14 protein-coding genes and 5 tRNA genes are annotated in these 14,226 nt (G+C 38.9%); 9 read left to right on the forward strand and 10 right to left on the reverse strand.

Going from position 1 to position 14,226, the window contains the following annotated elements; all coding sequences use genetic code 11:
- Positions 1 to 11 precede the first annotated feature (11 nt).
- Entirely contained in the window at positions 12 to 587 is a 576-nt protein-coding gene (locus RHO15_04875) for a TIGR00730 family Rossman fold protein (protein WVD64849.1), read from the reverse strand.
- Between the two features lie 227 nt (positions 588 to 814).
- Between RHO15_04875 and RHO15_04880 the strand changes: the two genes are divergently transcribed.
- The 9 genes from RHO15_04880 to RHO15_04920 all read left to right on the forward strand — a co-directional run bounded on the left by RHO15_04880 (position 815) and on the right by RHO15_04920 (position 6,464).
- A tRNA-Asn gene (locus RHO15_04880) sits at positions 815 to 890 on the forward strand.
- A gap of 301 nt (positions 891 to 1,191) precedes the next feature.
- Complete coding sequence (recA, locus tag RHO15_04885) at positions 1,192 to 2,235, forward strand: recombinase RecA (protein ID WVD64850.1); 1,044 nt, start codon at positions 1,192 to 1,194, stop codon at positions 2,233 to 2,235.
- Positions 2,236 to 2,270: 35 nt separating this feature from the next.
- Positions 2,271 to 2,777 (forward strand): regulatory protein RecX, encoded by a 507-nt coding sequence (locus RHO15_04890; GenBank protein ID WVD64851.1) that lies wholly within the window; start codon positions 2,271 to 2,273, stop codon positions 2,775 to 2,777.
- 296 nt (positions 2,778 to 3,073) lie between these two features.
- Positions 3,074 to 5,704: an alanine--tRNA ligase gene (alaS, locus tag RHO15_04895; GenBank protein ID WVD64852.1), complete on the forward strand. Its 2,631-nt coding sequence runs from the start codon at positions 3,074 to 3,076 to the stop codon at positions 5,702 to 5,704.
- A 20-nt stretch (positions 5,705 to 5,724) separates the two neighbouring features.
- Complete coding sequence (csrA, locus tag RHO15_04900; protein ID WVD64853.1) at positions 5,725 to 5,952, forward strand: carbon storage regulator CsrA; 228 nt, start codon at positions 5,725 to 5,727, stop codon at positions 5,950 to 5,952.
- Between the two features lie 132 nt (positions 5,953 to 6,084).
- A tRNA-Ser gene (locus tag RHO15_04905) sits at positions 6,085 to 6,177 on the forward strand.
- Positions 6,178 to 6,200: 23 nt separating this feature from the next.
- Positions 6,201 to 6,277, forward strand: a tRNA-Arg gene (locus RHO15_04910).
- A 12-nt stretch (positions 6,278 to 6,289) separates the two neighbouring features.
- Positions 6,290 to 6,366 (forward strand) — tRNA-Arg (locus RHO15_04915).
- Between the two features lie 21 nt (positions 6,367 to 6,387).
- A tRNA-Arg gene (locus RHO15_04920) sits at positions 6,388 to 6,464 on the forward strand.
- Positions 6,465 to 7,130: 666 nt separating this feature from the next.
- On the opposite strand, the gene RHO15_04925 is transcribed toward RHO15_04920, so the two are convergent.
- From RHO15_04925 to rsfS, 9 genes are all read right to left on the reverse strand, one after another.
- Positions 7,131 to 7,856: an amino acid ABC transporter ATP-binding protein gene (locus RHO15_04925; GenBank protein WVD64854.1), complete on the reverse strand. Its 726-nt coding sequence runs from the start codon at positions 7,854 to 7,856 to the stop codon at positions 7,131 to 7,133.
- The gene (gene gltK, locus RHO15_04930; GenBank protein WVD64855.1) at positions 7,857 to 8,531 is read right to left on the reverse strand and encodes a glutamate/aspartate ABC transporter permease GltK; all 675 of its coding nucleotides are present in this window, start codon (positions 8,529 to 8,531) and stop codon (positions 7,857 to 7,859) included.
- 1 nt (position 8,532) lies between these two features.
- On the reverse strand, positions 8,533 to 9,270 hold the full coding sequence (locus tag RHO15_04935) for an amino acid ABC transporter permease (protein ID WVD64856.1): 738 nt from the start codon (positions 9,268 to 9,270) through the stop codon (positions 8,533 to 8,535).
- Positions 9,271 to 9,343: 73 nt separating this feature from the next.
- Positions 9,344 to 10,270, reverse strand: a complete 927-nt coding sequence (locus RHO15_04940) for a glutamate/aspartate ABC transporter substrate-binding protein (GenBank protein WVD64857.1) — start codon at positions 10,268 to 10,270, stop codon at positions 9,344 to 9,346.
- A 155-nt stretch (positions 10,271 to 10,425) separates the two neighbouring features.
- Positions 10,426 to 11,946, reverse strand: coding sequence for an apolipoprotein N-acyltransferase (gene lnt, locus RHO15_04945; GenBank protein WVD64858.1), 1,521 nt, complete (start codon positions 11,944 to 11,946; stop codon positions 10,426 to 10,428).
- Entirely contained in the window at positions 11,943 to 12,815 is an 873-nt protein-coding gene (corC, locus tag RHO15_04950) for a CNNM family magnesium/cobalt transport protein CorC (protein ID WVD64859.1), read from the reverse strand. The genes lnt and corC overlap by 4 nt, the downstream gene beginning before the upstream one ends.
- Positions 12,816 to 12,870: 55 nt before the next feature.
- On the reverse strand, positions 12,871 to 13,341 hold the full coding sequence (gene ybeY / locus RHO15_04955) for an rRNA maturation RNase YbeY (GenBank protein ID WVD64860.1): 471 nt from the start codon (positions 13,339 to 13,341) through the stop codon (positions 12,871 to 12,873).
- Between the two features lie 6 nt (positions 13,342 to 13,347).
- Complete coding sequence (gene rlmH / locus RHO15_04960) at positions 13,348 to 13,818, reverse strand: 23S rRNA (pseudouridine(1915)-N(3))-methyltransferase RlmH (protein ID WVD64861.1); 471 nt, start codon at positions 13,816 to 13,818, stop codon at positions 13,348 to 13,350.
- Between the two features lie 6 nt (positions 13,819 to 13,824).
- Complete coding sequence (rsfS, locus tag RHO15_04965) at positions 13,825 to 14,142, reverse strand: ribosome silencing factor (GenBank protein ID WVD64975.1); 318 nt, start codon at positions 14,140 to 14,142, stop codon at positions 13,825 to 13,827.
- Positions 14,143 to 14,226: the final 84 nt, after the last annotated feature.

Here is a 14,226-nt window from a genome sequence, read left to right on the forward strand (position 1 = left end):
GTTGCAATCAGCTATTTTTTAATCCAGCGCTCGAGATTTTGTGGAAAATAGTGATCTATTTTTTGGAACAACTCATCAGTATCATCCGTCACAATTAGGGTTTCATAAAATTGACGACGAATAAAACCCTCGGCAACAGCATGTTCTAAAAATGCCAGCATCTTGTCATAAAAACCTGCAATATTAAACAGTGACACGGGTTTTTGATGATAACCAATTTGCGCGGCAGTCCAAACTTCATAAAGCTCTTCTAAGGTGCCTGTGCCGCCAGGCATAGCAATAAAGCTATCAGCGAGTTCGGCCATCCGCGCTTTACGTTGATGCATATCTTGCACAACCTCTAAGTGAGTAATACCTTGATGCGCAGTTTCGGCTTTGACTAAGCGTTCTGGAATGATACCTATCACTTCCCCACCATGTGAAATTACGGCATTGGCAATCACGCCCATTAAACCTCTATTCCCGCCACCGTAGACTAAACGGCGATGTTGCAATGCAATCGCTTTACCTAGTTGTTGGGCATAGGTTGTATATTCAGGACGCAGACCATCGCTGGCTCCACAATAGACACAAATATTCTGTTTCATCATTTTTCCACATCATAAAGCGTAATTATTTTGTCAGTATATCCTTTTCTGCCCATGTGCCAAATAGATATATTTATTTACTGTATTGAGAAAAAAAGTGGCTGATAGCACATAATAATCAACATTGTAGTCAAAAATGACTATTCAATAATCAATTACAACGGTTTTTATTTTTATTGATTGACAGTTCCTTCTCTTAAAGATACTATTCACAGCGTTAAATCTTTTCCTCCATAGTTCAGTTGGTAGAACGCCGGACTGTTAATCCGTATGTCACTGGTTCGAGTCCAGTTGGAGGAGCCAAATATATAACTAATGCTTCTGCATTAGTCAGCAGAAGCCACTTTAGAGTGGCTTTTGTTTTTTTAATCTACATTATCTTATTCTGTCAAATCTACACTTAATCTAACTCGCCAATTGAATTGTCAATCATTAGCCTGTGATGATTTTCACAAAAAATAGTTTTATTAATTATCTATGTTTACTGAATTTGTTATTAGTGGTTATTCATAAAATAGAAATAATAAAAAAAACGCTTGATACTGTATAACAATACAGTATAATTGTTTACATCTTATCTAATAATTTAAAATGGATATCAAGAATGAATGAGAATAAACAACGCGCACTGTCAGCTGCTTTAAGCCAGATTGAGAAACAATTTGGTAAAGGTTCCATTATGCGTTTAGGTGATACACAAACGCTAGATGTCGATTATATTTCAACAGGTTCTTTAGGACTTGATGTCGCACTGGGCATTGGTGGTTTACCGATGGGGCGAATCGTGGAGATTTTTGGACCAGAGTCTTCAGGTAAAACAACGCTAACGTTGTCGGTTATCGCCCAAGCACAAAAACAAGGTAAAACCTGTGCATTTATTGATGCAGAACATGCGCTTGATCCCATCTATGCAGCTAAACTGGGTGTGCAAGTCGATGATTTATTAGTTTCTCAGCCGGATACGGGTGAACAAGCTTTAGAAATTTGTGATGCTTTAGTCCGTTCAGGTGCTGTTGATGTCGTGATTGTTGACTCTGTTGCCGCCTTAACCCCAAGAGCTGAAATTGAAGGTGAAATGGGGGATTCTCATATGGGCCTACAAGCGCGTTTGATGTCTCAAGCACTGCGTAAATTAACGGCTAATATCAAAAACGCTAACTGTTTAGTGATCTTTATCAATCAAATTCGTATGAAAATTGGTGTTATGTTTGGTAATCCAGAAACGACAACCGGTGGTAATGCGTTGAAATTCTATGCCTCAGTTCGTTTAGATATACGTCGAATTGGTTCAGTCAAAGAGGGCGAAGAGGTGATTGGTAGTGATACTCGCGTTAAAGTTGTTAAAAATAAAGTGGCTGCACCATTCCGTCAAGCTGAGTTCCAGATTCTATACGGCAGCGGTATTTCTAAAGAGGGTGAGTTAATTGATTTAGGTGTTAAACATAAATTAGTTGATAAAGCCGGTGCATGGTATAGCTATAACGGCGAAAAAATTGGTCAGGGTAAGGCAAACTCGATGAAATATCTTCAAGAGCATACAGGGATTGCTAATGAGCTTGAACAGAAATTACGCGAGCTATTACTCAGCAGCCCAGCAGAATTTATTGCTGATGACAGTGCTGTTAATGAAAGCGAAGACGCGTTTTAATTTCAGTGAATCACGTCGTCACCAATAAGAACATCTTGGATAAAGCTGTGCAGTTGCTTGCACAGCGAAATCACAGCAAGTTAGAATTAAAAAAGAAATTAACGCTATTTTTTACCAAAAAAAATCGGCCACTCTCTTCTAAAACTGATCCCTTCCTTGATGAGGATACCCTGTTATCCTCGCACATGTCTTTAATAAAACAGATTGATCAAGCCATTGATTATTGCCATGAACGTAAGTGGCTAGATGATTATGCATTTGCTGCTGTGTATATTGAAATGCGATCCAAACGTGGGTTTGGATATAAACGGATTATCATGGAATTAAATCAACGTGGTATAACAAATGACGTTGCAATGACTTTTTTTGCTCAGAATGAATCAGATACAGTGTTGAAAAAAATGAGCGAAGTAATTGAAAAGAAATACGGAAAAATTGATAAATTTGATATAAAACAACGTCAAAAAATCTATCGATTCCTTTTAAGTAGAGGTTTTTCGCAACAAAATGTAAATAGTATTTATTCTTTAATTGAAGATTGATATTATAACGCGGTTTTTGTACCAAAAATCCACTATTGGTTTGTCAAAATACATAATTTATTATAGCTATTTAGTTTGTTGTATCTGCAGAAAGGATATGGCACTAGTATTTGTATTATGTTAATAAAATTACCTTTTGTATACTCACTATTTTAATTAAACTGCTTAAAATAGTGTAATAGTATCTTAATTTCGTTTATTGATGAGCGAAATAGGTTATTTGTTTATATTTTTGATCAGAATAAAAAAACAATCAATATTGATTAATAAATTAACGTTAAAATCGGAATTTAATGATGAGTAAGAGTACTGCTGAAATTCGCCAGATGTTTCTTGATTTTTTTCATGCCAAAGGTCATGAAGTTGTGCCAAGTAGTTCATTAGTCCCGCACAATGATCCCACATTACTATTTACTAATGCTGGTATGAATCAATTTAAAGATGTCTTCTTAGGTCAGGATAAACGGAATTATACCAGAGCAACAACGTCACAGCGTTGTGTGCGTGCAGGTGGAAAACACAACGACTTAGATAATGTCGGTTATACTGCTCGTCATCATACTTTCTTCGAAATGTTAGGTAATTTCAGTTTCGGTGATTATTTTAAGCATGACGCGATTCGCTTTGCCTGGGAGCTTTTGACGGGGGAAGGTTGGTTTAATTTGCCGAAAGAGAAATTACTGGTCACCGTTTATGCAACTGATGATGAGGCTTATGATATCTGGGCAAATGAGATAGGTATTCCTCGTGAGCGTATCGTTCGTATTGGTGACAATAAAGGTGCACCTTATGCTTCAGATAACTTCTGGCAAATGGGAGATACCGGTCCTTGTGGTCCTTGTACTGAAATTTTTTATGATCATGGTGCACATATTTGGGGGGGACCGCCAGGCAGTGCAGAAGAAGATGGCGATCGGTTTATTGAAATCTGGAATATCGTTTTCATGCAGTTCAATCGTCAGCAAGATGGTACTATGCTACCATTACCAAAACCGTCAGTCGATACCGGTATGGGACTTGAACGTGTTTCTGCTGTGTTACAACATGTAAACGCAAACTATGATATAGATCTGTTTAAACAGCTGATTGAGGCAACGGCTGAAATTATTCAGGTTCAGGATTTAACCAATAAATCATTACGAGTTATTGCTGATCATATTCGTTCTTGCGCATACTTAATTGCTGATGGTGTCATTCCTTCTAATGAAGGTCGTGGTTATGTATTACGTCGTATTATTCGTCGTGCGGTGCGCCATGGGCATATGTTAGGTGCGAAAGATATCTTCTTCTACAAACTCGTACAGCCTTTAATTGATGCCATGCAAAGTGCTGCGAGTGATTTAGCAAAACAAAAAACATTTGTTGAAAATACGCTTAAAACTGAAGAAGAGCAATTCTTGAAAACCTTGGAACGCGGACTGGCACTATTAGATCAAGAGCTAGAGAAATTAGATGGTACCGTCTTAAGTGGTGAAGTCGCGTTTAAACTTTATGATACTTATGGTTTTCCGCTAGATCTTACTGCTGATGTTTGTCGAGAGAGAAATATTTCAATTGATGAAACTGGTTTTGAAAAGGCGATGGATGCTCAGCGTCAGCGAGCACGAGAAGCCAATAATTTTAGTGTCGACTATAGTAAAGTCATCAAGCTTGATGAAGTGACCGAATTCACGGGTTACAATGAGATCAACGCAGAGAGTCAAGTCGTCGCTATTTTTGAAGACGGTGTTGCTGTTGAGCAAATCACTTCACCAAGTAATGCCATTATTATCCTGAATAAAACTCCATTTTATGGTGAGTCAGGTGGACAAGTTGGCGATAAGGGTCAGTTATCTTCACAAGGCGTAGTTTTCGATATTGTTGATACGCAAAAATATGGTCAAAGTATTGGTCATATCGGTACTTTGCAACAAGGCTCGTTAAAAGTCGGCGATTCGGTATCGACATTAGTTGATGCTGAGATAAGGGAAAGAATAAAACTGAATCATTCAGCAACTCATTTACTACAAGCAGCGTTGCAAAAAATATTAGGTTCTCATGTTCATCAAAAAGGTTCATTAGTGACTGCAGATTCGCTCCGTTTTGATTTTTCACATCATGAAGCTTTGACGTCTGAACAGTTTATGCAAATTGAAAATCTAGTGAATAAGCAGATTCGTCGAAATCTTGCCGTTGATGTCGCGGTGATGGCACTTGATGAGGCTAAACAAAAAGGCGCTATGGCACTTTTTGGTGAGAAGTATGATGATCAGGTTAGGGTATTAACCATGGGAGATTTTTCCATTGAGCTGTGTGGTGGTACGCATGTATCGAGAACGGGTGATATTGGTTTATTCAAAATCGCTTCAGAATCAGGTATTGCAGCGGGTGTTAGACGTATTGAAGCAATCACTGGGCAGGTCGCAATAAATGCGATGCATCGAGATGTGAGCCAGCTTTCACAAGCGGCACAACTGTTTAAATCGGATCGTTACAGCGTAGTCGATAAAATCGCTTTGTTGATGGAGCAAACCAAACAGTTTGAGAAAACCATTCAGCAACTCAAAGAGCAACAAGCGGGGCTGACAAGTTCACAGTTACTCAATAACATCGAAAATGTTAATGGTAAAGCGGTGTTAGTTGCCAAAATAGAAGGGGTTGAAGCTAAGTTGTTACGTACCATGATTGATGATATTAAAAATCAGATCAAATCTGGAGTGGTTATTCTTGCGACAATTAACGAAGATAGAATTAATCTTGCTGGCGGCGTGACTAAAGATTTAGTCGATATTGTTAAAGCGGGTGACATTATTTCAATTTTAGCACAAAGCGTTGGTGGAAAAGGCGGTGGACGCGCTGATTTTGCACAGGCTGGCGGTGTAGATATTCAAGCATTACCTCAAGCTCTATTGAATATCAATGAAATAATAAAACAAAGACTCATGTAATTTAGCAAGAAGGAGAACAAATGCTAATTTTAACCAGAAGAGTTGGTGAAACATTAATTGTTGGTGATGATGTTTTCATTACCGTTTTAGGTATAAAAGGTAATCAGGTTCGTATCGGTATCAATGCACCAAAAGAGATCTCAATTCATCGAGAAGAGATTTATAATCGTATTTTTCAGGATCGCGAACAGGACCAAGAACCACAGTCCGAAGAGTGCCAATCAGCCGAAAACGCTGAAAATTTGTAATATTTTATGCGTAATTGGGTGTTAAATATTCAAACAACCGGATAGTTTAAAAAATTGTTTGACTTATTTTCTGTAGCCCTTAATATATGCGCCACACAACGGTTTTAAAGTTTAGTTAAAAACGTTGTTAGTGGTGAGATGGCCGAGAGGCTGAAGGCGCTCCCCTGCTAAGGGAGTATAGGGTCAAAAGCTCTATCGAGGGTTCGAATCCCTCTCTCACCGCCATTTTTATTGTAAAAGTAGTAAGTGCACCCGTAGCTCAGCTGGATAGAGTACCCGGCTACGAACCGGGCGGTCAGAGGTTCGAATCCTCTCGGGTGCACCATTTTTTATTAATGCACCCGTAGCTCAGCTGGATAGAGTACCCGGCTACGAACCGGGCGGTCAGAGGTTCGAATCCTCTCGGGTGCACCAGTCTGAATCTTATTTACATAAGCATCCGTAGCTCAGCTGGATAGAGCACTCGGCTTCGAACCGAGCGGTCAGGGGTTCGAATCCCTTCGGGTGCACCAGTATTCTCTTTTTTCACTTCCTCAATAAATTGCCGATTTCAACTAATCAATTCTTATTTTATATAGCAATGCTAAATCCTTCGTCATTTAGTTTGTTGTTTCATGTAAGTGCTATTTTTTGCTATATTCTTATGAATGTTAGTCTGCATAGTATATTTGCATATAGCACAGTTTTTAAATTATCCTCAGATTTTAGTATTTACAGTATCCACATCAATATCGCACTGTAAATCGCTTAAATAGGCAATAATATCTTTACAGCTATACTCTATTCATAAAATCTCAATGACATGCTAAATTTAATTTACAGGCGTTTTGACGTGCCATGAATGGTAGAATCTACAATTTACACTTTTCGCATTTATTCTGAAATGATAGATTTTAATATGATTATATTCCTATTCGATTAATCTGATATTGTGATATAGATAAATTCTCATTCATTTCGTATTGTCTGATAGCGTAATCTCAAGCAGGTTAAAAAATGAGGTTAGAATGCTGGTATCAGTCATCTGCTTATCAGTAGAAGTTAATCGCTGTTTGGAAAACCTTGGGCGAAGGGGACTATTTGAGCGAATCCAATAGTAAAAAAGCCACTCAGTTGAGTGGCTTTGATGATATTTTGAATATTCGCTTGTTGAGGTATCAACTCAAGATAACCTATCACTAATGAATAATCTTTGCTAAAAAATCCTTCGCACGGTCGGATTTTGGATTAGAGAAGAACTCTTCTTTTGAAGTATCTTCAATAATCGTGCCCTCATCCATAAATAGGATGCGATTGGCAACTTTACGGGCAAATCCCATTTCATGGGTTACAACCATCATCGTCATACCTTCATAAGCCAGCTCGACCATTACATCTAAGACCTCATTGACCATCTCAGGATCAAGTGCAGAAGTGGGTTCATCAAATAACATAACAACGGGATCCATGCATAGTGCACGGGCTATAGCGACACGCTGTTGTTGGCCACCAGATAACTGCCCAGGGAATTTTTCTGCATGGGCAAGAAGACCCACGCGTTCGAGTAACGAAAGCGCTTTTTCTTTGGCTTCAACTTCAGAGCGGCTGAGTACTTTTACTTGAGCTAAGGTTAAATTTTTAATAATCGATAGATGCGGGAAAAGCTCAAAATGTTGGAACACCATACCAACTTTAGAACGCAACTTAGCTAAATTAGTCGCTTTACTGGTGACATTAACCCCATCAACCATAATCGTGCCTTGTTGAATAGGCTCTAAGGCATTAACCGTTTTAATTAATGTCGATTTACCAGAACCAGATGGCCCACAAACAACCACCACTTCGCCTTTACTGACTTGTGTTGTGCAGTCTTTCAGTACTTGGAAGTCACCGTACCATTTTGAAATATTTTTTAAGGAAATCACTTAAGCCATCCTATTTTTAACATAATTAACTAAACTTGACGCGGCAAAACAGATTACAAAATAAACTACTGCTGCGAATAAAATCATCTCATTATAGACACCATTATTATTACCGATAATCTCAACGCTTTGGTAGAAGAAGTCAGCTAAATTGAGCACATAAACTAGCGTAGTATCTTGGAAAAGGACAATACCTTGAGTTAATAATAACGGCGCCATAATTCTAAAGGCTTGTGGAATAACCACAAGTCTTAATCCTTGCATTCTGGTCATGCCTAGCGCTAAAGCGGCGCTTAGCTGGCCTTTAGAGATACTTTGAATACCTGCGCGCATGATCTCTGAATAATAAGCGGCTTCAAACAGCGCAAAAGCGACCATTGCTGAAATTAAACGAATATCAGTACTAGAGGGTAAGTCAAATAGCGTCTTAAGAAGTTGTGGGACTAATAGATAAAACCAGAGTAATACCATCACCAAGGGAATGGATCGAAAGGTATTGACATAAGCTTTGGCTATCCAGCGCACTGCTTTAACCGAGGAGAGTCTCATCACGGCTAATATCGTTCCCCAAATAATACCAAAAATAATCGCCGTTACCGTTATTTGTAGCGAAATTTTAAGGCTTTGTAAAATAAATGGAAGATTATTGGTAATCACGTGCCAGTCAAAATTCATTTTATTTACCTCCTAAAGCGCCAGGGAGGCGAGTTACTTTCTCTATATAGTGCATTCCTTTCATCACCACGATATTGATGATGACATAACCGATAGTGACAGCAATGAAAGACTCATAAGCGGCACCAGCGTGATCTAACAGTTGATTGGCTTGTTTAGAGAGCTCCACCAAACCAACGGTAGAGGCTACGGCAGAGTTTTTAAACATATTGAGTGCTTCAGATGTCAATGGCGGTAATACACGACGATAGGCATTCGGTAATAAGATATATAAATAGGTTTGCCTCAAGGTAAAACCTAATGCGGTTCCCGCATTCTTTTGACCTGATGGTAAAGATTGAATAGCCGTTCTCACTTGTTCACAAACACGTGCACCGGTAAAAAGGCCCAGACCAATCGTTGACATCATAAAAATAAAGATTGAGGGATCAAGAGAAAATAGCCAATCTCTCATTGATTCAGGGACTAAATCTGGCACCACATAGATCCAAATAAAAAGATGAATAATGAGTGGAATATTTCTAAATAGCTGTACATAGCCTGCCCCTAAGCGCGCTAAAAATCGATTAGGTAAAGTTCTTAAAATGCCAAAAAAAGAACCGACAACGAAAGCAATAATGCCTGCGCATATCGATAGTAGGACGGTCATTTGAAAGCCAAGCCATAACCAGCCTAAATAAGTGGTATCACCGAACGGGGCTTGTTCAAAAAAGATGCCCCAATTCCATTGTATGTGCATAGATACTCCATTGATATAAGCTTATTAAATTGATAATAAGCTTATATTATATATGACTAATTTACGTTACTCTTTAATCTAAAGCTTTATCATTTGGTGCAGCAAAAAGCGCTTTCATTTCTGAGGACATATCGAAATTCATATTGAGTCCTCTTGGTGGAATCGGTTGTTTAAACCAACGATTGAATGAGGTTTCTGCAGCGCCAGAAGTTTGTGCTTGTACTATCGTATTATCGACCAGTGTTTTAAATTGGGCATCATCTTTACGTAGCATACAGCCGTAGGCTTCATAAGATAATGGCGTACCAACAATCACCCATTGATCTGAATTACGCGCACGTGAGCGTTCTCCCGCTAATAACGCATCATCCATTAAGAATGCAGATGCACGACCACTTTCCAGTGTTCTAAAAGCATCACCATGATCTTTTGGGGTAATGATACGAATACCTAAATTTTTCTCATCATTAATCTGATTAAGTCTGACTTCCGAGGTCGTACCGGCAGTCACCACAACATTTTTGCCTTTCAGATCATCAATATCTTTAATACCACTGCTGTTTTTAACTAAAAAACGAGTACCAACAATAAAAATGGTATCAGAAAAATCGACTTGATTTTGTCTTGCTGCATTATTCGTGGTTGAGCCACATTCAAAATCATAGGTACCATTTTGGAGTAGCGGGATTCGGTTTTGCGATGTGACGGGTAAATATTTGACTTTTAAATTAGGCAGGTTGAGCTCTTTTTTCACCGCATCGACAATCAGATTAGCGTAGTCTTGTGAATAACCGACAACATTTTGTTGATTATCATAATAAGAGAAAGGAATTGATGATTCTCGATGCCCAACAACAATCACGCCATCTTGTTTAATTTTGGCCAAAGTACCGGTTAGCTCAGCCGCGGCAACCGTAGAACTCATCATGCCAAGTGCGGATAATAATAAAGCTAACTTCGCTAGATTTTTATTAAGATATTTTGTTTTTAATTGTTTCATCGTCATACTCCTTTTAAGGTACTTATTTTGCACCATAATAAGTCAAAAGCCCAATAATGGGGCAAAAATGTTGGTGTTGTACTATTTTTGTGATATCAAACTACACAATAGAACAGTGACCCGTTTATAAAAAGCAAAAAATATGCCAGATATTATCACTTTCTTATTTTGAACCAGAAAGTGATTAGAAATAATAACAAAGTGAGGCTCCAATATGGCCAGTTTCCCCATATTGCAAAAGGCGTTTCTCCGATTGATGGAGAGACACTTACACTCAATACGGCTTGTTCAAATTGAGGTAACTGATCAATAATCTCGCCTTGGGGATTGATGACAGCGGTTATACCATTATTTGTACTACGAATTAGTGACCGCCCAAATTCAACTGCGCGAGTTTGTGCCATCTGTAAATGCTGCCAAGGGCCGATAGTATTACCAAACCAGGCATCATTTGATATTGTCAGTAAGAAGTCAGTGTCTGGCTGAAAATTGTCCAAAATCAACTCAGGTAGGATAATCTCATAACAGATTACAGTTGTAAACTTAAATCCTTGCATCATCAGTGGAGGTTGAGTGCGTTCTCCTGCCGTCATTGATGAAACCGGGACATTAAGTAATTGGGCAATTGGTTTAAAGAGTTGTGCTAACGGAATATACTCGCCAAAAGGCACCAGATGGTGCTTAGAGTAGCGATTATCATTCAAATAGGCATAGGGAACACGATCACCTAAGACAATAATTGAGTTAAACACGTCAATATCATGATGGCGATAACGAACATCGATAATCCCTGTTGCAACCGTAGTCTTATTTTCACGTGCCTGTTTATCTAATGCGGTTAAGTAGTCTTGTTGATTGAGCTCGGCATCGGTAATGGCGGCTTCTGGCCAGATAATAATATCGGCACTTGATAGATGTGCCTGTGTTAACTGTTTATAAGTTGATAATGTTGTTTCTAATTGATCTTTATTCCATTTCAATGACTGCTGAATATTGCCTTGAACTAACGCCAGTTCGACTTTGCGGGACGTGTCCACTTTGGTCCAATGGATAGGGGATAAATATCCGGTAATCACGCTAAAAACAAGGATACTCACTACAACTAAATAGATGGTTAAGCGATGTATTCGATGGCGAATCGAGAAGAGATAGAGTAACAATCCACATAGCATTGGCACAAACAGATTCAGAAAGTTGACGCCAAAAATAGGTAAATAAGCCTTCAGGGGTGAATTAAGTTGGGTATAGCCAAGTTGGAGCCATGAAAAACCACTTAATATCCAGCCACGTAAAAACTCGGTGAGTTGCCATAATGCTGGTGCAGCAATGACTAACTGAACAAAAGAGTAAGGTTTTGCCAATCTATTTAACAGGAAGGCAAACAGCGCAGGGTATAAAGATAAATAACCGATAAGCAGCGATAATAGCAGTAATGCGACCGGAATAGGCAGCTCGCCATATTGCTGAATACTGACATAAATCCAGTGTACACCCGCACCAAAAAAGCCCAGTCCCCAGAAAAATGCAATAATTGCTGACTTTTTGGCGTTTACATTAATACTTAAAGCAACAAGACCGATAAATGAGAAAAAAGCCAATGGCCATAAGTTAAATGGTGAAAAAGCAAAGACGGCAATCACACCAAAAAATAGGGCAAGCAAGGCTTTTAGTTTCATGTTACATCTGTCTCTAATAATGGCACCGGCATATCTTCTGGGACAGTAACATTCAATTGAATAATGCGTCTTTTATCGACAACGGTAACCTTAAATTGATAGGCATCGATAGTGACAATTTCGCCTTTGATTGGTAGACGACCAATATATTGCATCACTAAGCCGCCAACGGTATCAACATCATCATCGCTGAATGTCGTTTGGAAAATCTCATTGAAATCTTCTATCGGGGTTAATGCCCGAACGTTGTAGACCCGGGTATTTAAACGACGGATATCTTGATCTTCAATTTCATCGTACTCATCTTCAATATTGCCGACGATCAGTTCGAGAATATCCTCGATAGTGACCACGCCCGATACGCCACCAAACTCATCGACAACAATCGCCATATGATAGCGCTGTGAACGAAACTCTTTTAACATTTGATCAACGCGTTTACTTTCAGGTACGACCACCGCTGGACGTAATATACGTTGAAGATTGAATTCACCAGCATCAGGTAGCATGAAGTTGAGTAAGTCTTTGGCTAAAAGTATACCTTGAATATGATCTCTATCTTCACTGATAACCGGATAGCGAGAGTGGCCATATTTTTGGATAATCTTCAGACATTCATCTAAGCTATGATCGTTATCAACGGTGACCATTTGTGAACGCGGAATCATCACATCCCGGACTCTTTGTTCGGCAATTTCAAGCACACCTTCGAGCATTTCGCGCGTTTCAGTATCAATTACCCCATTTTGCTGAACAACGTCGATAAATGAAACCAGATCTTCGATGGTTTCCGGGGCACTCTGGAATAGTTGTCCCAGTTTTAGTTTGAATTTTTTCTTGAATAATCTCCGGTGATTATCGTCACTCATGCTCTTTTATTTCCTTGTTTAATTAACTTTTATTGATTATTTATTGGTGAATGATTTATTGATGATCGAAACGATAGGGATTTTTAAACCCTAACGTTTGCATGATCTCTATCTCAAGGCTTTCCATCTCTTCTGCTTCTTCGTCAGAAATATGATCATAACCGAGTAAATGTAAACAGCCATGCACAACCATATGCGCCCAGTGAGACTCTAAACTTTTATTTTGCGCTAAAGCCTCCGCTTCGACAACTGTTTTACAGATAATTAAATCACCCAGCAATGGTACCTCAATTTCAACTGGCGATTCAAATGGAAATGATAATACATTGGTAGGTTTATCTTTATGCCGATAGGTGTTGTTGAGCGATTGGCTTTCCTGCTCATCCACGATACGAATGGTTAATTCGGCCTCATTTTGAAAAGGGAATAAGATTTTATTTAGCCAAATCAGTATTTTACCCTCATCAGGAATATCGGTTGCTGATTGGCTGGCAATTTGTAAATCAAGGATAATGTTGCTTTTCATATCTGATTATTCTCTATGATAAGGATGATTGGCCGTGATACTCCATGCGCGATAGAGACTTTCGGCAACAATCACGCGCACTAATGGATGAGGCAACGTTAAAGGAGAGAGCGACCAACTTTGATGGGCCGCTTGTCTACAGGCTGGTGATAGTCCTTCAGGCCCGCCAATCAGTAAACTGATATCGCGGCCATCTAATTTCCAGCTCTCTAATTGGTTCGCTAATGCCTGGGTTGTCCAAGATTTACCGGGAATATCAAGGGTAACAATACAGTTTCCTTTACCGCATGCCGCTAACATCTGTTCGCCTTCTTTTTCAAGGATTCGCACAATATCGGCGTTTTTGGTTCGTTTCCCGGCAGGGATTTCAATTAATTCTAACGGCATATCCTTGGGAAAACGATTGCTATAATCGTTATAGGCAGTAGAGACCCAGTCAGGCATTTTTGTACCAACAGCGATTAATTGCAGTTTCATGGCAAGTTAACCCCAGAGTTTTTCCAGTTCATAGAGATGACGGCTTTCTTGCTGCATAACATGAACGATAACACTATCACAATCAACGACTACCCAATCAGCGTCAACTTTGCCTTCGCTGCCTAATACGAGCAGACCTGCTTTTTTGCACTCATCAATCAGATGATCAGCAATTGATGTGGTATGACGATTTGATGTACCGGTACAAATCACCAAATAATCGGTGATACTGGATTTATTTTCAACATTTAGGGTGGTGATATCTTGTGCTTTGAGATCATCTAACTTATCAACGATAAATTCAACTAACTGTTTGTCTTGCAAAATCATAAATTTTCTATTCATTAACTTTTAATCAACGATACCATATCATAGCATTAATTCCGGAATAATTCATTTATCATCACT

The organism is Orbaceae bacterium lpD01, from assembly GCA_036251705.1.
In the GTDB taxonomy this organism is placed as follows: Bacteria; Pseudomonadota; Gammaproteobacteria; order Enterobacterales; family Orbaceae; genus Utexia; species Utexia brackfieldae.

Excerpts from the sequence above, each read along its gene's own strand:
- RHO15_04875 (WVD64849.1), bottom strand. The coding sequence starts at position 587 with ATGAAACAGAATATTTGTGTCTATTGTGGAGCCAGCGATGGTCTGCGT.
- recA (WVD64850.1), top strand. The coding sequence starts at position 1,192 with ATGAATGAGAATAAACAACGCGCACTGTCAGCTGCTTTAAGCCAGATT.
- alaS (WVD64852.1), top strand. The coding sequence starts at position 3,074 with ATGAGTAAGAGTACTGCTGAAATTCGCCAGATGTTTCTTGATTTTTTT.
- csrA (WVD64853.1), top strand. The coding sequence starts at position 5,725 with ATGCTAATTTTAACCAGAAGAGTTGGTGAAACATTAATTGTTGGTGAT.
- gltK (WVD64855.1), bottom strand. The coding sequence starts at position 8,531 with ATGAATTTTGACTGGCACGTGATTACCAATAATCTTCCATTTATTTTA.
- RHO15_04935 (WVD64856.1), bottom strand. The coding sequence starts at position 9,270 with ATGCACATACAATGGAATTGGGGCATCTTTTTTGAACAAGCCCCGTTC.
- RHO15_04940 (WVD64857.1), bottom strand. The coding sequence starts at position 10,270 with ATGAAACAATTAAAAACAAAATATCTTAATAAAAATCTAGCGAAGTTA.
- lnt (WVD64858.1), bottom strand. The coding sequence starts at position 11,946 with ATGAAACTAAAAGCCTTGCTTGCCCTATTTTTTGGTGTGATTGCCGTC.
- corC (WVD64859.1), bottom strand. The coding sequence starts at position 12,815 with ATGAGTGACGATAATCACCGGAGATTATTCAAGAAAAAATTCAAACTA.
- ybeY (WVD64860.1), bottom strand. The coding sequence starts at position 13,341 with ATGAAAAGCAACATTATCCTTGATTTACAAATTGCCAGCCAATCAGCA.
- rlmH (WVD64861.1), bottom strand. The coding sequence starts at position 13,818 with ATGAAACTGCAATTAATCGCTGTTGGTACAAAAATGCCTGACTGGGTC.